The organism is Zobellella sp. DQSA1 (assembly GCF_041950555.1).
In the GTDB taxonomy this organism is placed as follows: domain Bacteria; phylum Pseudomonadota; class Gammaproteobacteria; order Enterobacterales; family Aeromonadaceae; genus Oceanimonas.
The window spans coordinates 580,441-603,423 of sequence record NZ_CP169531.1 but is presented as its reverse complement, the minus strand read 5'-3'; the positions used below and the strand labels follow the sequence as shown (position 1 = coordinate 603,423).

At 63.7% G+C, this 22,983-nt stretch carries 19 protein-coding genes; 4 read left to right on the top strand and 15 right to left on the bottom strand.

The features are described from left to right. Nucleotides 1-38 precede the first annotated feature (38 nt). The 9 genes from ACEVBK_RS02895 to ACEVBK_RS02855 all read right to left on the bottom strand — a co-directional run bounded on the left by ACEVBK_RS02895 (nt 39) and on the right by ACEVBK_RS02855 (nt 10,938). Nucleotides 39-230 (bottom strand): hypothetical protein, encoded by a 192-nt coding sequence (locus tag ACEVBK_RS02895; RefSeq protein ID WP_375057110.1) that lies wholly within the window; start codon nt 228-230, stop codon nt 39-41. Between the two features lie 113 nt (nt 231-343). Beyond that, on the bottom strand, nt 344-1,789 hold the full coding sequence (tldD, locus tag ACEVBK_RS02890) for a metalloprotease TldD (protein ID WP_375057109.1): 1,446 nt from the start codon (nt 1,787-1,789) through the stop codon (nt 344-346). Next, nucleotides 1,786-2,613 (bottom strand): carbon-nitrogen hydrolase family protein, encoded by an 828-nt coding sequence (locus ACEVBK_RS02885; RefSeq protein ID WP_375057108.1) that lies wholly within the window; start codon nt 2,611-2,613, stop codon nt 1,786-1,788. The genes tldD and ACEVBK_RS02885 overlap by 4 nt, the downstream gene beginning before the upstream one ends. Nucleotides 2,614-2,616: 3 nt before the next feature. Beyond that, nucleotides 2,617-6,378 carry a YhdP family protein gene (locus ACEVBK_RS02880; RefSeq protein WP_375057107.1) on the bottom strand — a complete coding sequence of 1,254 codons (3,762 nt, stop codon included), beginning with the start codon at nt 6,376-6,378 and terminating at the stop codon, nt 2,617-2,619. Continuing rightward, complete coding sequence (gene rng, locus ACEVBK_RS02875; RefSeq protein WP_375057106.1) at nt 6,378-7,847, bottom strand: ribonuclease G; 1,470 nt, start codon at nt 7,845-7,847, stop codon at nt 6,378-6,380. Before rng ends, ACEVBK_RS02880 begins: the two co-directional genes overlap by 1 nt. A 69-nt stretch (nt 7,848-7,916) precedes the next feature. After that, nucleotides 7,917-8,492 (bottom strand): Maf family protein, encoded by a 576-nt coding sequence (locus tag ACEVBK_RS02870; protein WP_375057105.1) that lies wholly within the window; start codon nt 8,490-8,492, stop codon nt 7,917-7,919. Nucleotides 8,493-8,500: 8 nt separating this feature from the next. Beyond that, on the bottom strand, nt 8,501-8,989 hold the full coding sequence (mreD, locus tag ACEVBK_RS02865; RefSeq protein ID WP_375057104.1) for a rod shape-determining protein MreD: 489 nt from the start codon (nt 8,987-8,989) through the stop codon (nt 8,501-8,503). Then, nucleotides 8,986-9,858: a rod shape-determining protein MreC gene (gene mreC, locus ACEVBK_RS02860; RefSeq protein WP_375057103.1), complete on the bottom strand. Its 873-nt coding sequence runs from the start codon at nt 9,856-9,858 to the stop codon at nt 8,986-8,988. The genes mreD and mreC overlap by 4 nt, the downstream gene beginning before the upstream one ends. Nucleotides 9,859-9,894: 36 nt before the next feature. After that, nucleotides 9,895-10,938, bottom strand: coding sequence for a rod shape-determining protein (locus ACEVBK_RS02855; RefSeq protein ID WP_071472502.1), 1,044 nt, complete (start codon nt 10,936-10,938; stop codon nt 9,895-9,897). Between the two features lie 172 nt (nt 10,939-11,110). On the opposite strand from ACEVBK_RS02855, the gene ACEVBK_RS02850 reads away from it, so the two are divergent. Further along, complete coding sequence (locus ACEVBK_RS02850) at nt 11,111-12,022, top strand: 1-aminocyclopropane-1-carboxylate deaminase/D-cysteine desulfhydrase (RefSeq protein ID WP_375057102.1); 912 nt, start codon at nt 11,111-11,113, stop codon at nt 12,020-12,022. Here the strand turns inward: ACEVBK_RS02850 and ACEVBK_RS02845 are convergent. The 3 genes from ACEVBK_RS02845 to ACEVBK_RS02835 form a co-directional block, all read right to left on the bottom strand. Further along, nucleotides 12,017-13,930, bottom strand: a complete 1,914-nt coding sequence (locus ACEVBK_RS02845; protein ID WP_375057101.1) for an EAL domain-containing protein — start codon at nt 13,928-13,930, stop codon at nt 12,017-12,019. The two genes, ACEVBK_RS02850 and ACEVBK_RS02845, sit on opposite strands and share 6 nt — an antisense overlap. A 220-nt stretch (nt 13,931-14,150) precedes the next feature. Next, nucleotides 14,151-14,738, bottom strand: coding sequence for a single-stranded DNA-binding protein (locus tag ACEVBK_RS02840; protein ID WP_375057100.1), 588 nt, complete (start codon nt 14,736-14,738; stop codon nt 14,151-14,153). 14 nt (nt 14,739-14,752) lie between these two features. Next, entirely contained in the window at nt 14,753-16,126 is a 1,374-nt protein-coding gene (locus ACEVBK_RS02835; RefSeq protein WP_375057099.1) for an MFS transporter, read from the bottom strand. Between the two features lie 145 nt (nt 16,127-16,271). Here ACEVBK_RS02835 and uvrA point away from each other — a divergent pair, with 145 nt between their 5' ends. Further along, nucleotides 16,272-19,100, top strand: coding sequence for an excinuclease ABC subunit UvrA (gene uvrA / locus ACEVBK_RS02830; RefSeq protein WP_375057098.1), 2,829 nt, complete (start codon nt 16,272-16,274; stop codon nt 19,098-19,100). Nucleotides 19,101-19,111: 11 nt separating this feature from the next. On the opposite strand, the gene ACEVBK_RS02825 is transcribed toward uvrA, so the two are convergent. The 3 genes from ACEVBK_RS02825 to ACEVBK_RS02815 are packed head-to-tail and all read right to left on the bottom strand — an operon-like array spanning nt 19,112 to nt 21,349. Further along, a complete protein-coding gene (locus ACEVBK_RS02825; protein WP_375057097.1) occupies nt 19,112-19,882 on the bottom strand; it encodes a glutaminyl-peptide cyclotransferase in 771 nt (256 codons plus the stop codon). Continuing rightward, on the bottom strand, nt 19,882-20,688 hold the full coding sequence (gene fetB, locus ACEVBK_RS02820; RefSeq protein WP_375057096.1) for an iron export ABC transporter permease subunit FetB: 807 nt from the start codon (nt 20,686-20,688) through the stop codon (nt 19,882-19,884). The genes ACEVBK_RS02825 and fetB overlap by 1 nt, the downstream gene beginning before the upstream one ends. Then, nucleotides 20,675-21,349 carry an ATP-binding cassette domain-containing protein gene (locus ACEVBK_RS02815; protein ID WP_375057095.1) on the bottom strand — a complete coding sequence of 225 codons (675 nt, stop codon included), beginning with the start codon at nt 21,347-21,349 and terminating at the stop codon, nt 20,675-20,677. The genes fetB and ACEVBK_RS02815 overlap by 14 nt, the downstream gene beginning before the upstream one ends. Before the next feature lie 294 nt (nt 21,350-21,643). Here ACEVBK_RS02815 and ACEVBK_RS02810 point away from each other — a divergent pair, with 294 nt between their 5' ends. Together ACEVBK_RS02810 and ACEVBK_RS02805 are read left to right on the top strand one after the other, a co-directional pair. Then, complete coding sequence (locus ACEVBK_RS02810) at nt 21,644-22,039, top strand: PA2779 family protein (protein ID WP_375057094.1); 396 nt, start codon at nt 21,644-21,646, stop codon at nt 22,037-22,039. After that, nucleotides 22,039-22,977 (top strand): PA2778 family cysteine peptidase, encoded by a 939-nt coding sequence (locus tag ACEVBK_RS02805; RefSeq protein ID WP_375057093.1) that lies wholly within the window; start codon nt 22,039-22,041, stop codon nt 22,975-22,977. The genes ACEVBK_RS02810 and ACEVBK_RS02805 overlap by 1 nt, the downstream gene beginning before the upstream one ends. The last annotated feature ends 6 nt before the right edge of the window (nt 22,978-22,983 follow it).

The following is a 22,983-nucleotide window of genomic DNA, read 5'->3' as shown; positions in this document are numbered from 1 at the left end:
AGCCTCGGCTCCCGTTGTTGTCTATGGAGCACCGGCACTTAGAAACACATATCCGCCGGCTTCTTGCCCATTCGTTTCTGTACTGCACATTCACGGTTATCTACACCGTCGCCCCTTGTTGCCATTTCCTGCACTACGGGCTGCTGCATATCCAGCACTATTCCGGCTTGCGCCGGCATCAACATCAACCCAAGGACAGAGGCAAAGGCTATCGATAGCAAGGTTTTCATCTTTATGGCCTCCCATTTGCTGCTGCGCCTGCAGCAACAATGATTAGACCCCGCCCCCCATCCCGATCGCACAGAAAAAGGCTTTTCACCAACGGTTAATAATTGCCCCGACGTTACTGGGTCCCCCCGACGGTCAGGCGATCCAGCTTGAGGGTCGGCTGCCCTACTCCCACCGGCACACTTTGGCCATCTTTACCACAGACACCGACCCCGGTGTCCAGAGCCAGATCATTGCCCACCATGGACACCTGGCTCATGGCCTCGGGGCCGTTGCCGATCAGGGTCGCGCCCTTGATCGGGGCCGTCAGCTTGCCATCTTCGATCAGATAAGCTTCGGAGGCCGAAAATACGAAGCGCCCGGAGGTAATATCCACCTGTCCGCCACCAAAGTTGGGCGCATAGATGCCCTTTTTCACGCTGCGGATGATTTCTTCCGGCGGCGTGTCGCCCGGCAGCATGTAGGTATTGGTCATGCGCGGCATCGGCAGATGAGCATAGGACTCACGGCGGCCATTTCCGGTCGGCGCCATCTGCATCAGCCGGGCATTGAGCTTGTCTTGCATATAGCCCTTGAGAATGCCGTTCTCGATCAGCACGTTGTAGCCGCTGGCGGTGCCTTCATCGTCGATGGAGAGCGAGCCGCGCCGGTTGGCCAGGGTACCGTCGTCCACTATGGTGCACAGGCTGGAAGCCACCTGCTCCCCGATGCGGCCGGCATAGGCGGAAGATCCCTTGCGGTTGAAATCCCCTTCAAGGCCATGGCCCACCGCCTCATGCAGCAGCACGCCGGGCCAGCCGGCCCCCAACACCACCGGCATGGTACCGGCCGGGGCGTCGACCGCCTCCAGGTTAACCAGCGCCTGGCGCACCGCCTCCTTCACATAGCCCAGGGCCCTGGGCTGGCCGTCCACCTCCTCCAGGAAATAGTCGTAACCGACCCGACCGCCGCCGCCACTGCCTCCCCGCTCGCGCCGGCCGTTGCGTTCCGCCAGCACCGAGCAGTTCAGCCGTACCAGGGGGCGCAAATCGGTAGCCAGGGTCCCGTCGGTCGCCAGCACCAGAATCTCCTCGTAGACCCCGGAAATGGAAGCGATCACCTGGGTCACCGCCGGTTCCAGGCTACGGGCAAACGCATCCATCTGCTGCAGCAGGGCAATTTTCTGCTCCCGTCCCAGGCTGTCGAGGGGATTCAACCCCAGATAACGGGCCTTGACCGGCTGCTCGCGGCCAATCTGGAAGCGGCCGTCGCCTCCCCGTTCGGCAATACCGCGCGCGGCGCTTACCGCCTGATCCAGCGCCGAGGCCGTCAGTTCATCGGAATAGGCAAAACCGGTCTTCTCGCCGCTGACGGCCCGCACCCCCACGCCCTGCTCTATGTTGTAGCTGCCATCCTTGACGATGCCATCCTCCAGCACCCAGGACTCGTGCACGCTGTTCTGGAAATAGAGGTCGGCAAAGTCGATCTGGTGCCGGCACAACCGGGCCAGTTGGGCATCCAGCAGGGCCATGTCCAGTTCATTCGGGGCCAGCAGGCTGCGGTTAATCTGTTCAATACTCATGCTTTGTCTCTCCAAACCGCGGTCAGGCGGGCATGTTGGGCCACCGGCATCTGGCTCCGGATCCTGGCCAGGCGCTCGACCTCCAGCGGGGCAATAATCAAGCCCTCGCCCTTGGGCAAACAGGCCTGGAGCTCCCCCCAGGGATCGAGGATCAGGGAATGGCCCCAGGTTTGCCGGCCGCCACCATGATCACCATATTGCGCCGCAGCCAGTACGTAACACTGGTTCTCGATGGCCCGTGCCTGCAACAAGGGCTGCCAGTGGGCCTGGCCGGTGACCCGGGTAAAGGCGGCGGGTACCATCAGGATCTCGGCCCCCCGTTCCCGCAAGGCCCGATATAACTCGGGAAAACGTAAATCATAACAGATCGACAGTCCCAGGCGGCCGAAAGGGCTGTCGATAACGCACAGCGCGTCGCCGGGGGCATAGGTCGCCGACTCCTGATAGCGACCATGGCCGTCGGCCACTTCCACGTCGAACAGGTGCACCTTGTGGTAATGGGCCACCCGTTCGCCCCGATCATCATAGACCAGACAGGTGGAATGCAGCTTGCCACTACCTTCGATACGAGTCGGCATGGATCCCACCACCAGCCAGATCCCGAACTGCCGAGCCCATGCGGCAAGGCTGTCCTGCACCGGGCCTTCCCCCAGGCGCTCGGCCAGTTGCAGGGCCGCGTCTCTATTACCGAATACCACCGCATTTTCCGGCAGCTGCACCAGCAGGGGCCGGCTCGGGGGTAATTGCTGCAGCAGTTTTTCCAGCCGGGCTTTATTGGCCGGCCAGTCGGGCCCGGCATTCATCTGTATCGCCACCAGTTCCATGGCTTACTCCTTATTATTGCGGGGCAGGTTCACCCGCTCCTGCTCCCGAACCAGCTCGGTGACCTGCGGCTGTGCCAGGGGACCACTGACTCGATAACGAATGCGTGTGAATACATCTACCACAGGGCCCAGCACCTTGGACAGCGCCAACACGTAAAGGCCGGTGACCGGGGTGACCGCAAACGCCGCCAGCACCGGCAGATTGCCGGTCAGGTTGGGGGTGAAATCGAACTGGTAATCCAGTTGCTCCGCCACCAGATCCAGCTGCCCTCGCCCGCGCAGATCCCCCGCGGCCCCGTTGAGCACGAAGTCATCATTGTGCAAGACCCCGTTCCGCAGTTCACCGCTGGCACCGATGCGATCGAAGTAGAAGCCTTGTTCGAACACATCGCGAAAATCCAGACGCAGCCGGCGCAACACCGACTCCATGCTCAATACCGACAGCAGACCGGCCCCTCGGTCATTCAGTTCGGTGAGCACCCCGGCACCGGTTTCGGCGCCGAGGCTGCCACTCATGCTGGCCCGGTCCGGGCGCCAGGGCAGATCCAGCCAGCGCAATTGGCCAGTAAGGCTGGCCTGGGTCTCGCTGAATGGCGACTCCTGGCCCAGACCCTGCCACAGCCGCTGCAGGGAAGGGGTACGGGCCTGCCATTCCAGCCGGCTCAGGTTGCCGCTCTGGTGCTGTAGCCACTGGCCCTCGGCCGTCCCCTGCAACAGCGGCCCATCCAGCCGCAAATCGACCAAACGAACCCCATTCTGCTCAGGCTGGGGCTCGAGCCGGAAGCTCAGCCGACCCAGGGCCAGTTCCCGCCAACGGCAGTCCTGACACTCGACCTCGAGCGCCGGCACCAGCCGCGGGCTGATATCGGCGGCATGCTGCGCCAGCCTGTCGTCGCCTGGCGCCGGGCTCAGCCACAGCCGACGCAGTTCCGCCCGGGCCGGGGTCGTACCGCCCCACGCCAGCTCGCCTTCGGCCTGCTCGGCGCGAAAGGCCAGTCGCAGACGCTCTTCCCCATCGGGTTCGAGTTGCAGCCGGAGTTGATTGAAAGGCTGCCGCCAGAGCCGGGCCTCGGTAGCCTGAATCACCACCCGGAAGGGCTCCGGCCAACGCAGTTGGGGCGCCGCCGTAGCCTCCCCCTGCTGCCAGTCGGCGCCAAGCAATGCCAGCCAGTCGTCCAGCGGCAGCTCAGGCAGCCGCAGGGCGATATCGAAGGGCGCCCTCGCCGCGGCCGGCCCGGCCTCGCCGGCCGACAACCACAACCGGGAAACCCGAGTCCCCCCACTCTCAAAGCGCAGTTCCGCCTGCCCCTGGATATCCGGCTCCAGGCTCAACGCAATCTCCGCCTGCCGGTCGTTACCGTTCAACATGAGGCGGGCCGGCCGCGGCTGTTCGGCCGTCTTGTGCAGGGGGGCCGGCAACCGGCTGGCCATGCCCCGCAATTCGGTATCGGCTTCGAAGCGATAGCTGAACTCTCCCTGCTCGGCCAGGGTCAGCCACAACCGGCCCTGCCAGGCGGCTTCTCCGTTCAGCGCCTGTAACGGCGGATATTGCCGGGCCAACACCGGGGCCAGGATCCGCCCACGCATATCCAGGCGGACCTCATATCCCTGCTCCGTCACCTGGCCCCGGTAATCCAGTTCCAGCGGTTGCCCGGCCCATTCCGCCTGCAGCGCCTCAAAATGGGTTTGCCGCTCGTCAAACAACAGCCGGCCGGACACCTCGCTCAACGGCAACCCCAACGACGAGATCTGAACCCGGTTGCGGACGAAGTCAACCTGCCCTTCCACCCCGACTTCCCCCCCGTTGAGCGGAATATCGAGCGCCAGCCGCCCCTCAAGCGGGCCCGCCACCTGCACCTGCTGCAGGGTTTTGCCCACGGAACCGGCCAGGGGCGACTGCTGCAGGTAACGGGTCACCGCCTTCCCTTCCCCGCTGATGCCGGCACTGAGCTGCAGGCTGGCCGCCTTGTTCAGGGGCGCGATGCGGGCATCGATGTCGGCCGCATCCACCTCTCCCAGCTTGCCGGAGGTGCCTGTCATATAGAGACCGTCGTTTTCGAACAGCAGATCCAGGCTGAGATCGGTAAGCGGTCGCCAGCCAGGATCGAAACGAAATTCGGCCTCGCGCAGGGGCACCCGGGCCTGGAACAGGCCGCTGCCGTCGGCGTAGGGGAAACCGTCCAGCCGGCCGTACCAAAGCACTTCGGCCTGTTCCGCCTTTCCCGCCAGGATGGCGCCCTGCAGGTAATCCACCAGGGGCGAGCCCATCAAGGGCTCGGGAAAATAGGTGAAAGCCTGCTCTGCCCTGGCCAGATCCACTTCCGCCGACGCGCTGAGCAGGGGCGAACCCCGTTGCGGCAGTTGCAGGCTGAACCAGCCCTGCAATGCCAGGTCCCGGGTCTCCAGTTGTACCCGATCGCTCCACAACAACCAGCCTTGCGGCTGCCGCCGCCAATTCAGCTCGGTATCCAGCCGCTGCATTGGCCAGGGCGCCCGGAACGCCGATTCGTATACCCAGTCGGCGGCTTCCTGCTGACGCAGACTCAACCGGCCTCGGGTCGGGGTCAACAGGAAGTCACCCTGCAGCCCCCGGGTGCCGGGTACCCACTGGAAGGGATGGGTACTGACATCGTTCAGTTCGCCACGGACCAGCCAGTCGGCACCGTCCGGCCGGGCGGAAAAATACAGGCCGGACAGCTCGCCCCCGGGCGCTATTCCCGCCAGTTGGCGAGCGGCTCCGGGCCAGAAGCTTTCGCCCCACTGGGCCAACAGCGCCAGGTCGGCGAAGGTCAGCCGATCCAGGTAGCCGTGCATCCTGTCGTCTTGCCGATCCAGCTGTATCCGCCAACTGGGCCAGGCTTCACCGTCCACGCTGATGTCGATACCGCTGCTGGCCAGTTGCCAGCCGGCCTGGGTCGGCTGCCACTGTATCCGCCCCCCGTCCACGGCGATCTGGTGGTCATCCCCCCAGCGCAGGCGGTTTTCACCCAATTGAAGCAGACCGGCATCAAGCAGGCCCTGGCGCCAATCCAGCCAGAGTTCGAAGGACAGGTCGGCACCGATGTGGTCGTCGTCGGGCCGGATGCGGGCAATGGTGGAGGCCGCATCCACCCGGTCCGCCTGCAGGTAAAGACCACCGTCCAGTCGGTCAGCAGGCCCTTCAAAGTGCCCTTTCAGGGTGAATTGCTGGCTTCCGTCAGGTCCGAAGCCGAGCCGCCCCTGCCCCTGGTGCCGACCGGGCTGGTTATGCCAGTGCAGGGCGGGAACATGCAGTTCGAGCAAATCCTGCTCCGGAGCGGTCACCACCAGCAAGGCATCGTGAAGGGAAAAGCGCTCCACACCTTCCAGTGCCAGCCGGCGCAGGAACGCCAGATCGGTGTGGCGGTCGGCGGCTTCGCCGGCGGTCAGGTCCAGGGGCAGCCGCAGGCCTTCCAGGGTCAGTTCGTTCAGCACCGGTCGCCACCGGCGCAGGCTCTGCCACAGATGCAGGTCCACCAAGGCACGGCGCAGGGTAATGGCCGGCCCCTCGGACCGGTGCAGGCTGACCTCGTCGACCACCAGCAGCGGACCATAATCCTGCCAGGACAGGCCCAGTTGCCCCACTTCCAGGGTCAGTTGCTGCTCGCTCAGCAGCCGATCCAGCCACTGCTGCTGCCAGGCCGCCAGCCAGGGAGAGCCGAAACGCAGCAAGGTCACCAGCACCGCCAGCACCACCGCACACGCCGCCAGGCCCAGCCAGGCCCAGCTTAGTCCCCGCCTGATCACTACATCATCACCACGTCAAACTGTTCCTGGTTATAAAGGGGCTCGCTGCTCACCTTCACCTGCTTGCCGATAAACACTTCCAGTTCCGCCAGCATATGGGATTCGTCCTCCTGCAGGGCGCTGGCCACGGCGCTGGAGGCATAGACCACGAACTTGTCGGCATCATAGGCCTTGTTGACCCGGGTAATCTCACGCAGTATCTCATAGCTGACCGTTTCCACCGTTTTCACCCGGCCCCGGCCGAGACACTCGGGACATTCGCCGCACAACACGTGCTCCAGGCTTTCCCGGGTACGCTTGCGGGTCATCTCCACCAGCCCGAGCTGGGAGAAGCCGTTGACGTTGGTCTTGGCCCTGTCCTTGCTTAGTGCCAGCTCCAGGCTGTGCAGCACCCGTCGCTTGTGATCCTCGTCGTACATGTCGATGAAATCGATGATAATGATGCCCCCCAGGTTACGCAGCCGGAGTTGGCGGGCGATGGCCTGGGTAGCCTCGATATTGGTGTTGAAGATGGTTTCTTCGAGGTTGCGGTGGCCGACGAAGGCGCCGGTGTTGATATCCACCGTGGTCATGGCCTCGGTTTGATCGATGATCAGGTAACCGCCGGACTTGAGTTCCACCTTGCGGTCCAGACCGCGCTGGATTTCGTTTTCCACATCATAGAGATCGAAGATCGGTGACTCGCCCTGGTAGTACTCGATCTTGCCGGACAGCTCGGGCACGAACTCGTCGACAAAGGCCTTGAGCGACTCGCAGGTACTGCGGGAGTCGACCCTGATCCGGTCCAGCTCGGCCCCGACGAAGTCACGCACGATGCGAAACGCCAGCCCCAGGTCTTCATACAGCATAGAGCAGGAGGGATACTTGCCGCGCCGCTCCAGGATCTTGCGCCACAACCGCTTGAGGAAAGCCGCATCCTGGGCCAGCTCCGACTCGCCGATGCCCTCGGCGGCGGTGCGGATGATAAAGCCACCCAGTTCGTCCACATAGGTCGCCGCCAGCTGTTTGAGTCGCTCCCGTTCCTGTTCCGAGTCGATGCGCTGGGACACGCCCACGTAGGCGCTGCCGGGCATGAATACCAGATAGCGGGACGGCAGGGTGATGTCGGTGGTCAGGCGGGCGCCTTTGGTGCCGAGCGGATCTTTTACCACCTGCACCATGATGTCCTGCCCCTGGCGTACCAGCTCGGCGATGTTGCCCGCCTGGAAGTGGGCCTGTTCCTTGGTATCCACGCACTCGGTGTGGGGCACTATGTCGGAGGCGTGCAGGAAAGCCGCCCGCTCGCCGCCGATATCGACAAAGGCGGCCTGCATACCGGGCAACACCCGGCTGACCTTACCCTTGTAGATATTGCCGACGATACCGCGCCGGGCCTGACGTTCCACGTGCACTTCCTGCAGGATACCGTTTTCCACCAGCGCCACCCGAGTTTCCGCGGGGGTCATATTGATTATCAGTTCTGCAGACATGATCACTCCGCCCATCAGGAGAATAAAATTGCTTCTAAACTATCACAGAATGGTCGGTAACAGAGGGGATCAGCCCGACAAAACCCCGGCTTGACGCAACAATGACTCGGTTTCCACCAGTGGCAGCCCCACCACGGCACTGTAGCTACCGTCGATACGCGCCACGAAGCGTCCGCCCAGGCCCTGAATGCCGTAGCCGCCGGCCTTGTCCGCCGGTTCGCCACTGGCCCAGTAACGCACCATTTCCGCCTCGGTAAGGGGACGAAAGCTGACCTCGGTGATCACCAGCACCCCCTCGCAGTCATCACCATGGGTCAGTGCCATCGCGGTCATCACTTGGTGACGGCGGCCCGACAACCGGCGCAGCATCGCCAGCCCGTCGGCTTCGTTCTCCGGTTTCTCCAGTACCTCGCCGTCCACCACCACTATGGTGTCGCCGGCGAGCACCGGCAGCGGCCGGGGAGCCATCGCGGCACCGGCCAGGGCTTTGTCGCGCGCCAGGCGCCGGACATATTCCGCCGCGGTTTCACCGGGCCGGCGCCGTTCTTCAACCTGGGGCAACACCAGCTCGAACGGCAGCTCCAGCAAGGCCAGCAGTTCGCGGCGGCGGGGTGAGGCGGAAGCGAGATAAAGTACGGCAGACATGGACGGGCTCACGACAGGGCGAATTGCCGCCGGCATTTGCGCAGCAGCAGGAAGATCCAGGGCCAGAATACCATGCTGCTGACGATGGACCAGAAATAATGATACTCAAGCTGGATATCGCGGTTCATATAGGCCGCCCAGAAAATCAGTAGCTTGTTGAGCATGGCCAGGGCGCCGACCACGAAGGCCTGCTGCCACACGGAATAGTTGCGCATGCGCTGGAACTGAGATGCGGCCAGGTAGACCGGGATCACCAGCGCCAGGGCATGCACCCCCAGCACCGAGCCGAGCAACAGATCCAGCAGCAGGCCGGCGAAAAAGGCGGTACCGACATTGGCCCGGTGCGGCAGGGCGATGCCCCAGTAAATCAGGGTCACCAGCAGCCAGTCCGGCCGGAACGGCGCTATCAGTTCCGGCAGCGGCAATATGGACAACATCAGCGCCAACAGCAGGCTGATGCCGATAACCAGCCGCCCCTTCAGGGAAAAGGCAGTCATGATCGGGACTCCTCCGTCGGTGACGCCGGGCCATCCACATCGATCACCCTGGCCTCGGGCCACAGCAACAGCAGATAACGGACGCGATCCAGGGCGGCAAAGGGCTGCACCCGGATATCCGCAAAAGGCTGGCCTTCTTCATAGCCCACCCGGCTGACCCGTCCCACCGGATAGCCTTCCGGAAAACGCCCGGCCAACCCGGAACTGAGCAAGACGTCCCCTTCCCGGATATCGGTGTTGCGGGTGATATTGTGCAGCAGCAGCCTGTCGAGCTGGCCGCTGCCGCTGGCGATGGCCCTGATGTCGTTGCGCGCCACTCGCACCGGTATGCCATGACTAATGTCGGTGATCAGCAACACCCGGCTGGTGGTCTTGCCGACCGAAACAATCTGTCCGACCACCCCTTGCTCATTGAGCACCGGCTGCCCCTCGAATACCCCTTGCAGGCTGCCCTTGTCGATCACGACCTGATGGGAAAAGGGGTCCGTATCCACCGCCATGATCTCCGCTACCATACGGCGGGTATCATAGCGAACCGGAGAGCCAAGCAGATCCCGCAGGCGCTGGTTTTCCTGTTCCAGGTGGCGCAACCGCAGCAGATCATCCCGCAACAAAAACAGTTCCTGCTCCATCCGCTGGGACTGGGTCAGCAAGGCCTTGCGAGACATCAACTGGGTAGAGGCGGAATCGAGCAGGATACGGGGACTGTTCGCCATATACTGCAGTGGGCTGACCAGGGAATTGAGGTACAGTTTGACCTCGGTAAAACTGTGATAGCGACTATCGGCGACAATCAGCGCCAAAGCGGCCACCACCGCCAGTGCCAGGCGGATAGGTAAGGACGGACCACGGCCGAAAATCGGTTTCATAAGGGAATAGGCAGGCCGGTGCTCCCGGCCTTGTCATCAATCGTAATGGAACAGATCCCCGCCGTGCATGTCAATCATTTCCAATGCCTTGCCGCCGCCACGGGCCACACAGGTCATGGGATCGTCGGCCACGACAACGGGAATCCCGGTTTCTTCCATCAGCAACCGATCCAGATCCCGTAACAGGGCACCACCACCGGTGAGCACCATGCCCCGCTCGGAGATGTCGGATGCCAGCTCGGGCGGCGACTGCTCCAGCGCGACCATGACGGCGCTGACGATGCCGCTCAGCGGCTCCTGCAGGGCTTCCAGAATTTCATTGGAATTAAGGGTAAAGCTGCGCGGAACGCCTTCGGCCAGGTTGCGACCGCGAACCTCGATCTCCAGCACCTCATCTCCCGGATAGGCCGAACCGACTTCATGCTTGATGCGCTCAGCCGTAGCCTCGCCAATCAGGGAGCCGTAGTTGCGGCGCACGTAATTGATAATGGACTCGTCGAACCGATCCCCGCCGATCCGTACCGACTGGGAGTAGACCACGCCGTTGAGGGAGATGATGGCTACTTCGGTGGTACCGCCACCAATGTCCACCACCATGGACCCGGTCGCTTCGGACACCGGCAAACCGGCGCCGATGGCGGCCGCCATCGGCTCGTCAATCAGATAGACCTCGCGGGCACCGGCGCCCAGGGCGGACTCCTTGATGGCACGGCGCTCCACCTGGGTGGAGCCGCAAGGCACACAGACCAGTACCCGGGGGCTGGGGCGGAAAAAATTGTTGTCGTGCACCTGCTTGATGAAATGCTGCAGCATCTTTTCGGTGACATAGAAATCGGCAATGACCCCGTCCTTCATCGGGCGGATGGCCGCGATGTTGCCGGGAGTCCGTCCCAGCATCTGTTTGGCGGCATGACCGACGGCGGCAACACTCTGTGCCGAGCCGGATCTTTCCTGGCGAATGGCCACGACCGAGGGCTCGTTCAGGACTATGCCCTGATCTTTGACATAAATAAGGGTGTTGGCCGTTCCCAGATCGATCGACAGATCGTTGGAGAACATGCCTCTGAGCTTCTTAAACATATGCTGAAGGGGATCCTGGATTGAGAAACCGGAAAATTCGGCTAACTTTACCAATGCAGCCAGTTCGTAGCAAGGCGCAACCACAGCTAAAGCCGCCCACCGGCGGATAGGAGTTTTAATAAAGTGATAAGTTCCTTACACTTGCCCTCATCGCCCTTTTTTATTTTTTCTTGTGTCTTCATTCCATGCCTGGCAACGACTGTACCGGCAGACGAACCGCTCGCCATTACAACAGGTCTGCCATCCGCTGCTGGAGCGCCATCGCATCAGCTTGCACATCAAGCGGGACGATCTGCTGCACCCGTATATTTCGGGTAATAAATGGCGGAAACTCAAGTATGTACTGCGCCAGGCCCTGACGGAGCAGGCCCGTGGCCTGCTCAGCTTCGGCGGCGCCTACTCCAACCACCTGCATGCCCTGGCCGCAGCCGGCCGACGGCTCGGACTGCCTACCGTCGGCCTGGTACGTGGCGAACCACACAGCGCCACCAACCCGACCCTGAGCGATGCCCGACGCTGGGGCATGACGCTGGAGTTCGTCGAACGCTCGGAATACCGCTGTCGCCAGGATCCGGGCTGGCTGGCCGCCCTGGCCGACCGTCATCCCGGTTACAGGCTGATCCCCGAAGGCGGTAGCGAGCCACTGGCGCTGCCGGGGGTGGCGGAGCTGTGGCGGGAATTGCCCGTCGCGGATGAACTGATACTGCCGGTGGCCAGCGGCGGCACCCTGGCGGGCCTGCTCTCGGCCCGCCCGGCCGGCGTACGCCTCACCGGCTACGCGGTGCTCAAAGGCCATGGCTGGCTGGCTGCAACGGTGCAACAACTGCATCCCCCGGCCGCAGGGGATGACGGCTGGCGACTGCAACTGGACCATCATGGCGGCGGTTACGCCAAATGCTCCAGCGAAGATCGGGGACGAATCGTCCGTCTCGCCTCGGCGCTGGCGGTCCCCCTGGAGCCGGTGTATAGCGGCAAGGCCATGCTGGGGCTGTTCCGGGATATCGAAGCCGGTATGTACCCGGCCGGCAGTCGCCTCATCTTCCTGCACACCGGCGGTCTGCAGGGTGCCCGCGACGGCCTATAGCAGTTCGCACCGCTCGGGCCGGGCGAAGTAATAGCCCTGGCCGGCATAAACGCCCAGTTGGTTCAGACATTCCCACTCGGCGGTGGTCTCCACCCCAACCGCAATCACCCGGGTCCGGCCTCCGGCACAGTTGCCGACCAGGCTTCTGGCCGCCATCTGGTTGACCGGCTTGTGATCGATGTCACGCACCAGGCTGGGGTGCAGCTTGAGGTAGTCCAGCTCATAGTCCTTGATATACTGGGTACTGACCACGTCCTGACCCGCATGGTCCACCGCCAGCCGGCAACCCAGCGCCTTGAGCGCCCGCAGCGGCTTGATCAACGCCTGAAAATGGCGACTCACCTGGGCCTCGGACAACTCGATCACCAATTCGGCAAGCTGGGATTTGGGCAATTGGATCAATTCGAAGATCAGCCAGCGGTGAAAGCCCCGGTTGAGCAGGCTAGCCGCCGAAATGTTCACCGCCAGGGTGGAGCGCCGATCGCTTTCCTGCAACAGGGTCAGGCAACGCAGCAGAATGGCCCTGTCCAGCTCCTGCAACAGGCCGCATTTTTCCGCCATGGGAATAAAGTGTCCGGCCGACAGTTCTCGCCCCTGTTCATCCCGGATCCGGGCCAACAGTTCATAGATCACCGGCTCCTGATGCTCACCGGTGTAGATTCCCTGCCGGTCGAGCCTGACCAGATCCTGCTCCAGCAGTCGACCGAGCAGAGTGCGCCAGCGTACCGTCCCCTTGCCACTGCTTTCTTCGGTCACTCCTTTGTAATACATGAAATAGCCATCTCCGCCTTGCAGTGCGGCGCTGCGCAGGGCCAGCTCGGCCTCCTCCTCCACCTGGGTCAGCGGTTCGCCGAAACGGAAACAGACCCCGCCGATGAAAAGTGCCGGTTCGCGGATATCATCGGGCCAGTGCAGCCGCTGTAGCAACTTCATCACCTGCCGCGCCGCCTCCAGCGCCTCGCTTTCCACCAGGTTGGGGAACAACAGGGCAAAGGTGTTGCCGGTATAACGGGCCTGCAGGGCGCCGGGATAGCGGCGGATCAAATGTCCCAGATAGACCGAAGCGGACAACAACAGCTCATCGCCCCGCTCGTAACCCAGGTTGTAGTTGATATATTCCAGGTCCTGTAACTCCACCAACAGCAGGGCGCCGGAATGGCTGGCCGGATCGTTGAGCGCCGCGTCCAGCCGGTTATCGAAGAACACCCGGTTGCCGATACGAATTTTCTTGTCCACGAACACGTTGGCGCGGATAAAGGTATCGAACCGGCTGCGCTCCTTGCCCGCATCTTTCAGATCGCGAATCAACTTGTCCAGCGCCTGGCTGGCATGGTGCGGCCATTCTTCCTGGGGATTGTGCTGCAGCAGGCCGAGTTTACCGTCCAGGATCAACTGGCCGCGTAAATCGAGCAGTTCGGCGCCACGCAGCTGGCGGCGAAACCAGCGCAGGCTGAACAGCAAACCGATAAACACCAGCAGGATGGCGGCGGTCAGTCCCGACACCGCCGCCAGGGAGTGATCGATCTCATAGAAGGGCGGGCGCAGCACCAGTCGCACGCTCAGCCCCCGGTGCGCCGTCAGGTTGCGCCGGTACTCCAGAGACAGCTCGCTGGCCGACAACCGATTGTCCGACTGATAGCGATAAAGGGTACGCTGGCCGTCCAGCACCGAAAAGTCGATGATGTCGTTGACGTCCAGCAGCGCGGGCAACCAGCGATCGATGCTCTCCTGCTGTTCGGCACCGGCCCGCCAGCCTTCATTGACCAGCCGTACCACCGCGTCCACCTGCCGCTTCTGATAGGCGGTCCCCATCTGGTAAAAGCTGATCCCGGCTCCCACCAGCACCATCAGCACGGCCGCCAGCACGCACAGAGTGATAGTGGCAATAAACTGATTGGTAAATTTCATTTCTTATCCCTGATAAAGTCCGGATGACCCGGTTTTTCCTTATTATGCTGTTGTTATCGCAGACACTGGGACGGAGATACAACAGGAGTTTTCCATTATCGTAGCTCAACCCGAAAAACAAGACTCGTGAAGATCCGGAGCATCGCCGCTAGAAAATAAAAAGCCCTGTAAAAACAGGGCATTGTATTCTTTAATTGATGACTCCAGCCTGAGCTAAACCTCAGAACGGGATATCGTCATCGAAGTCCATCGGCGGTTCATTATAAACCGGCGGCTGGCTTTGCGGCTTGCCGGCCGGCTGCGGGCTCGGCTGGCCATATTGGGGCTGCCCCTGTGGCGCGCCCTGAGGCTGCCCCCCTTGCTGACCCCAACCGGCCTGGCCGCCTTGCTGCCCAGCAGAGGGTTGCCCCTGGTTCCAGCCGCCCTGCCCACCCCCCTGGGGGGCCCCACCGCCCTGGGGCCGGCCGCCCAGCATCTGCATGACGCCGCCCATGTCCACCACCACTTCGGTAGTGTAACGATCCTGGCCGCCCTGATCCTGCCACTTGCGGGTTTGCAGCCGGCCTTCCACATAGACCTGTGAGCCCTTGCGCAGGTATTCGCCGGCAATTTCCGCCAGCTTGCCGAAGAACACCACCCGGTGCCACTCGGTACGCTCTTTCTGCTCGCCGGTCTGCTTGTCGCGCCAGGTCTCGCTGGTGGCCAGGGTAATATTGGCCACCGCATTGCCATTGGGCATATAACGCACTTCGGGATCCTGGCCCAGGTGGCCGATCAGGATGACTTTATTGATGCCTCTATTGGCCATAACTCGCTCCGTACTCACAAGTTGATCAGGCGCCGGGCCTGATCCAGTTCAAAAATTTTCCCGTCCACCTTCAGATAGGCGGCCCCTTCCTCGGGGATGATCAGGGCTTCATGTACGCCGGGCAGGGCCATCAGCCGCTGTAGCAACTGCTCGCGAACATCCTTGCTTTCTATATTAACACCGATGGGCAGGATATGAGACCGCACCTGGCTGACATTGGCCATGCCCGCCGCCAGCCAGAACCAGAATGCCATGCTGAACGCAACCAGTAGAAACACCCCGGCCCCCCCCAGTTGCTGGAACAGCAAGCCGCCCAGTACCCCGCCCAGGAAGGCGCCGAAGAACTGGCTGGTGGAATAAATGCCCATGGCGGTGCCCTTGGCCCCCGCAGGCGCCAGCATCGACAAAAAAGCAGGCAGCGAGGCCTCCATGAAGTTGAAGGCGGTGAAATAAAGCAGCATGGCCAATGCCAGCAGCCACAGTTGCCCCTTGCCCGTCGCCATCAGCACCAATGCCACCATCATCACCAAAATGGAAGCCTGGAACAGCTGTTTGTTCATATTGCGCCGGGCCCCCAGGATCAGGAAGGGGATGATCAGCACGAACGACAGCAGCAGGGTCGGCAAATACAGCCACCAATGGCGCTCCGCCGCCAGCCCGGCATCGAGCAGGGTGAGCGGAAAGGCCACGAACACCGCGGTGAGCGTCATATGCAGCAGCAGAATGCCGAAATCCAACCTCAGCAGTTGCCGGTCTTTCAGCAGCCGGCCGAACAGCTCGGGCGCCGCGGTCACATCCCGGATCTGGCCGCGATGGGCGGGCTCGGGCAACATGAAACGCACCATTCCCATGCCCACCAGCGCCAGCAGGGCCGTGGTCCAGAACACCCCGGACAGACCGAACAGGGCTGCCAGCAGGGGACCGGCCACCATAGCCACGGCGAAGGAAATGCCGATGCACACACCGATAATGGCCATCGCCTTGGTGCGATGCTCTTCCCGGGTAACATCGGCGGCCAGCGCCAGTATGGCGCCGGCGATGGCGCCGCTGCCCTGCAACACCCGGCCGATGGCCACGCCATATACCGACTCGGACAGGGCCGCCACCACGGATCCGACCGCGAACAGACCCAGGCCGGCGTAGATCACCGGCTTGCGGCCGATACGGTCCGACAGCCAGCCGGCGGGGATCTGCAGCACGGCCTGGGTCAGGCCGTAGGCCCCGATGACGATACCCACCCATAACGGGGAGAAGCCGATCAAATCCTGACCATAGAGCGCAAATACCGGCATGATCATAAACAAACCCAGCATCCGCATGCCGAAAATGCCCGCCAGGGTCAACGAGGCCCGCCGCTCGCCGGGGCTGAAGCCTTGCTCGTCGCTCATGAATATCCTTCCGCCATCAAGACCATCAAAAGGCGGCTAGTTTAGCACGGAGGCACTGTCAAGATTAATCCTTATTGTCCCCTTGGCTGTCTATTCATCCAGTGCCATACTAGCCGGTCGAATTTACACCAAGGTCATGCTGCAGATGGATAAAATCGAAGTTCGCGGGGCGCGCACCCACAACCTGAAGAACATCAGCCTGGAACTGCCCCGGGACAAGCTTATCGTGATCACCGGCCTGTCCGGCTCGGGCAAGTCCTCCCTCGCCTTCGATACCCTCTACGCCGAGGGTCAGCGCCGCTATGTGGAATCCCTCTCCGCCTACGCCCGCCAGTTCCTCTCACTGATGGAGAAGCCGGATGTAGACCATATCGAGGGGCTGTCTCCGGCCATTTCCATCGAGCAGAAATCCACCTCCCACAACCCGCGTTCCACCGTGGGCACCATCACCGAAATCTACGACTACCTGCGGTTGCTGTTCGCCCGGGTGGGCGAGCCTCGCTGCCCCACCCACGCCCTGCCGCTCACCGCCCAGACCATCAGCCAGATGGTGGACAAGGTGCTGGAACAGCCCGAAGGCAAGAAGCTGATGCTGCTGGCACCGGTGGTGCGCAACCGCAAGGGCGAGCACAGCAAGCTGCTCGACAACCTGGCGGCCCAGGGCTTCATCCGTGCCCGTATCGACGGCGAGGTGTGCGATCTCTCGGATCCCCCCGCCCTGGAATTGCAGAAGAAACATACCATCGAGGTGGTGGTAGACCGCTTCAAGGTGCGCGAGGATCTGCAGCTGCGGCTGGCGGAATCCTTCGAAACGGCGCTGGAACTGTCCGGCGGCATCGCCTCGGTGGTGGCTATGGACGGGCCTGACGAGGCGCCGCTGGTGTTCTCCGCCAACTTCGCCTGCCCCGAGTGCGGCTATTCCATCGCCGAGCTGGAGCCACGCATCTTCTCTTTCAACAACCCGGCGGGCGCCTGCGAAAGCTGCGACGGCCTGGGCGTACAGCAGATCTTCGATCCCGACAAGGTAATCAGCAACCCGGAACTGAGCCTGGCCGGCGGTTCCATACGAGGCTGGGATAAACGCAGCTACTACTATTACCAGATGCTCAAATCCCTGGCCGAGCACTACGACTTCGATCTGGAGCAGCCCTTCGAACAACTGCCCAAGGACATCCAGAAGGCGGTGCTGTACGGCTCGGGCCGCACCAGCATCGAGTTCAAATACATGAACGACCGGGGTGATGTGCTGGTGCGCAAACACCCCTTCGAGGGCATACTGCACAACATGGAGCGACGCTACCGGGAAACCGAGTCCAACTCGGTGCGCGAGGAACTGGCCAAGTACCAGACCAACCGTGCCTGCCCCAGTTGCCAGGGCACCCGGTTGAAGGAAGGGGCTCGCCACGTGTTCGTAGCCGATCACAACCTGCCCCAGGTCACCGACATGGCCATCGGCGAGGCCCACGCCTTCTTCACCCGCATGGAACTGACCGGCCAGAAGGCGCAGATTGCCGACAAAATCTTCAAGGAAATCGTGGAACGACTGGGCTTCCTGGTCAACGTGGGCCTCAACTACCTCAGCCTGTCGCGCAGCGCCGAGACCCTGTCCGGGGGCGAGGCCCAGCGCATCCGCCTGGCCAGCCAGATCGGCGCCGGCCTGGTGGGGGTGATGTACGTGCTCGACGAGCCCAGCATCGGCCTGCACCAGCGGGACAACGAACGGTTGCTGTCCACCCTCACCCACCTGCGGGATCTGGGCAACACCGTCATAGTGGTGGAACACGATGAAGACGCCATCCGTGCCGCCGATTATGTACTGGACATCGGCCCCGGCGCCGGGGTGCACGGCGGCCGAATCGTGGCCCAGGGCACTCCCGCCGAGGTGATGGCCAACCCGGACTCGCTCACCGGCGCCTATCTCTCGGGGCGGGAGCTAATCGCCATCCCCGAGCGGCGTACCCCGCCGGGCGACCATTGGCTGGAACTGAACGGCGCCCGCGGCAACAACCTGAAGGAGGTGGATCTCAGGCTGCCGCTGGGGTTGATGACCTGCGTCACCGGGGTCTCCGGCTCGGGCAAGTCGACCCTGATCAACGACACCCTGTTCCCACTGGCACACCGGGAGCTGAACAAGGCCACCGTCAGCCAGCCGGCCCCTTACCGGGTGATCCACGGCCTGGACAGGCTGGACAAGGTGGTCGACATCGACCAGAGCCCGATCGGCCGTACCCCGCGTTCCAACCCGGCCACCTACACCGGCATCTTCACCCCCATCCGCGAGCTGTTCTCCGGCACCCAGGAGGCCCGCTCCCGGGGCTACAAGCCGGGCCGCTTCTCGTTCAACGTCAAGGGCGGCCGCTGCGAGGCCTGCCAGGGCGACGGCGTGATCAAGGTGGAGATGCACTTCCTGCCCGACGTCTATGTGCCCTGCGATCTGTGCAAGGGCAAGCGCTACAACCGGGAAACCCTGGAGATCCGCTACAAGGGCAAGAGCATCCACGAGGTGCTGGAGATGACGGTGGAAGAGGCCTGCGACTTCTTCGCACCGGTACCGGCCATCGCCCGCAAGCTGCAGACCCTGATGGACGTGGGCCTGTCCTATATCCGTCTGGGCCAGTCGGCCACCACCCTCTCCGGCGGCGAGGCTCAGCGGGTCAAGCTGGCCCGGGAGCTGTCCAAACGCGACACCGGCCAGACCCTCTATATCCTGGACGAGCCCACCACCGGCCTGCATTTCCACGATATCCAGCTGCTGCTGCAGGTGCTGCACCGGCTGCGGGATCACGGCAATACGGTGGTGATCATCGAGCACAACCTGGACGTGATCAAGACCGCCGACTGGATCGTGGATCTGGGCCCCGAGGGCGGCAGCGGCGGCGGCCGCATCCTGGTCACCGGCACCCCGGAACAGGTGGCCGAACACCAGGAATCCCATACGGCCCGGTTTTTACGGCCCATGCTGAAGGGGGGATAACTCCCGGCCCTTTATTCCGCCTCGGGCACGAAACGCACCTTGAACAGTCGGGGCCAGAGCTTGCCGGTCAGGTAGAACACCCCTTGTGCAGGATCGTGGGCGATGCCGTTCAGCACCGCCTCCCGCTCTGCAGGCCGGCGGCTCAGGGGCAACAGGGCGGCGGCGTCGATCACCGCGTCGACCCGGCCGCTCGCCTTGTGGATGCGCAGTATGCGGTGATCATGCCAAACATTGGCGTAAACATGCTCTCCCACGCAGGCCAGTTCGTTGAGCCGATATTGCGGCTCGCCGTCCAGGGTCACCTCCACCCGTTCCAGCAGGGAGAAATCCACCGCGTCCCGGCGTTGCAAAGCGGCGGAGCCGTCACTCATCCACAGGGCCTCGCCATCGTAGCAGAGGCCCCAGCCTTCGCCACCGTACTGGTGCACCCCGATCAGGGCAAAATCATCCAGCCGATAAACCAGCGCGACGCCCTCGCGCCAGGTCAGCTGGATCAACCAATCCTCGACCAGGGCCAGGCCTTCGCCGAACAGACTGTCGGCGAGATCCACCCGGCGCAGCTCCTCACCACTGGCCGGCTCCAGCTCCCGCAGGCTGGAGCGGCCGTAACGGCCGGAACTCTCGTAAAAACGTCCCTGGTGCACCAGCAACCCCTGGGTAAAGGCATCGGGGGCGTGGGGCAGCACCGCCAGCACCTCGACCTCCAGCCGTTCGACCGGTGTGGACAGGGCCGTTCCGGTCAACCCGAACAGAGTACAGAGCAACAGCGGCAGCGCCTTCATCAGATCCCCCCGGGCGGCGCCAGCCGGTCCAGGCGCAGTCGCTCCCGTTCGTCGAACAGCCGGCGGCTGGCCAGGGCCACCGCCACCAGGGTGCCGAAGCCGGTGGCGGTGGTGATGGCGAACATCACCAGTATCTGGTATTTCACCGCCACCGCCGGCGGACTGCCCGCCAGGATCTGGCCGGTCATCATGCCCGGCAGGCTGACCACGCCGGCCGCCGCCATGCCGTTGATGGTAGGGATAAGGCCGCCACGCATGGCGTCCCGCCGTAGCTCCCCCACCGCGTCCTGCCAGCGCTGGCCCAGCATCAGCCGTCCCTCGATCAGGGCCCGCTGGCGCCAGACACCGTCGGTCAGTCGATCCAGGCTGAGTGCCACCCCGGTCATGGTGTTACCGAGCATCATGCCCAGCAGGGGGATGGCGTACTGGGGGGTATACCAGGGCTCCGGCCCGATGATCAGGGTCAGGGACAGCACCGTCACCGTGAAGGAAGACACGAACATGGCCAGGGTGCCGACGCCGAGGGTCCAGCCGCCGGTCAGCCGTCGCTTCTGCCGGGCCATGACCTCGCGCCCGGCGATCAGCAGCATGGCGGTGGCCATCAGCAGTACCCAGTGCAGCGCCGAAGTAGCGAACAGGGCCTCCAGCACCAGGCCGATCAAGGCCAGCTGTAGCACGGTACGCAGGGCCGCTACCAGCAGGCTGCGGGCCACCCCCAGCCGGCCGACCAGAGTGCAGGCGGCCAACGCCACTACCATCAGCGCGGCCAGGGCCAGTTGCCACCAGTTCAGTTCAATGACTCCCATCAACTCTCTCCAGCACGCTGCCCCGAATCCGGTAGTGGCGATCCGCCACCCGGGCTATCTGGGCCGGATCATGGCTGATCCAGATCACCGGCAAACCGGCCCGCCGGGCCCAAGCCCGGATCCAGGCTTCCGTTTTCTCGGTCAGGCCGGGATCCAGGTTGGCGGTGGGTTCGTCGAGCAGCAGCGCCCGGGGTTGCCGGGACCAGGCCCGCAACAACGCCAGTCGCTGTTTTTCGCCAGACGACAACCGGCTGACCTGCCAGTCCGCCACCGGTTCCTCGAAACCCAGCGCCGCACCCTGCCCGCCCAGATCCTGTGCCAGGTGCTCCCCCACCCGTTCGTCCCACCACTGGCTGTCGGCCGGTACCAGCATCACCCAGCCGCGCCAGCAATGCCCCCTAACCCCAGCCTGGGACTGCTCCCCCAGCCAGACTTCACCGCCGTGCGCATCCAGATCGGCGATGGCCCTGAGCAGGCGGCTCTTGCCCGAGCCCGAGGGCCCGGACAGGCAGAGAATTTCCCCGGCCTCCACCGACAGGGACACCGGCGCCAGCTCCCCGACCACCAGCCCGGCCAGCCGGAGCGGCGCCGACGTGCCCGGTATCGGGCAACCGCCCGGCTTATCCTGCTCGCTTGCCCCTTCAGGCCGCTTGATGCTCACCGATGCTTCCTCCTTAACGGCGTCCTTCGGTCCATTGCTGTCGCAGTGGCACCGGGTTGAAAAAACACGACCACAGGCCGGCAGAGAGCCCAGACCGCGGCCGGTACGGTCCGGGAAACAGGACGGCCTCCAACGCCGGCTCCCCGCCTCTTGCTTTCCCGGCTGTATTCATCAGAATCCGACTCGTCCACTACGACTATACTACTGATCAAGAGACGGCATGGAACCGAACCCGGACTGTCATTCCGCCCGGACACGCCACTGCTCTCATCACTACCTTCAAGGAGAACACCCATGATGCAACGAATTTGCCGAATCATTAACCCTGTCCTGATCCTGTCGCTGGTCATGGGCAGCATGCCGCTGGCGCTCCAGGCGCAACCGGTCGCCCTGGTCTCCACCCAGCAGTTGCTGGCCACCGAGCAGGTGAACGCCGACCGCGAACGGATCCAGGAACTGCTGGCCCGCACCGAAGTCCGCGACCAACTGGTCGGGCTGGGTGTCGAGCCGGCCGAAGTGGCAGCCCGGGTCGCCGCCCTGTCCGATCAGGAAGTCCGGCAGATGGCGGAGCAGCTGGACAACATGCCGGCCGGTGCCAACGCCGTGATCGGCGCCCTGCTCACCGTCTTCATCATACTGCTGGTCACCGATCTGCTGGGGCTGACCAAGGTCTTCCCCTTCACCCGCTGATGAAAACTCCCCTGAACCGTTGGAACGCCCGTCTCGCGGGCGTTCTGCTGTTGCTGCTGAGCGGTTGTGCCGGCACCCCGGTGCTCTCCCCCGAGGCCAGCCACCGTCTGCCGGCCAGCGCCCACGTCGGCGGTGTCCCCTTCCACGGCCAGCGCGATTTCCAGTGCGGCCCGGCCTCCCTCGCCATGGTACTGAACGCCAGCGGAGTACCGGTCGGGGTCGACGAACTGATCCCCCAGGTATTCCTGCCCGGGCGCGAGGGGAGCGTACAACCGGAGATGCTGGCTACGGTGCGGCGACACGGCCGGATCGGCTACCCTCTCCCGGGCGGCTTAGACAACCTGCTCGGCGAGCTGGCCGCCGGCCATCCGGTGGTAGTGCTGCAAAACCTGTCCCTGCCCGCCTGGCCCCTGTGGCATTACGCCGTGGTCACCGGCTACGACAGGGACCGGCAACTGCTAATCCACCACAGCGGCGAGCAGGCCCGGCAGCCCATTGCCATGGGCCGGTTCGACGCCACCTGGGCCCGCAGCGGCCGCTGGGCCATGGTGGCCCTGCCCCCCGGCACACTGCCGGCGACCCTGGGGCCGGCCCAGGCGGCGGAGAGCATCGCCGCCTTCGAGCCGGTGGCCGGAGCCGAGGCCGCCTTGCCGAGCTGGCAGGCGCTGGTCGCCCGCTGGCCCGACTATGCCCCGGGCTGGTTCGCCCTGGGCAACGCCCATCATGACAGCGGGAGCAATGACGCCGCCGTTGCGGCCTTCCGACGGGCGACGCAGCAGGATCCGCAGCTGGCCGCCGCCTGGCTCAACCTGGGCCTGCTCTGGTCCGCCCTCGACCACCCGCGGGAAGCCGCCGAGGCCCTCGCCCGGGCCGCCGAGCTGGAAGGCCCCTTCCAGACCCAGGCCCGGCAGGCCCTCGCTCAATTGGCCGCGCCCTAGCTCACC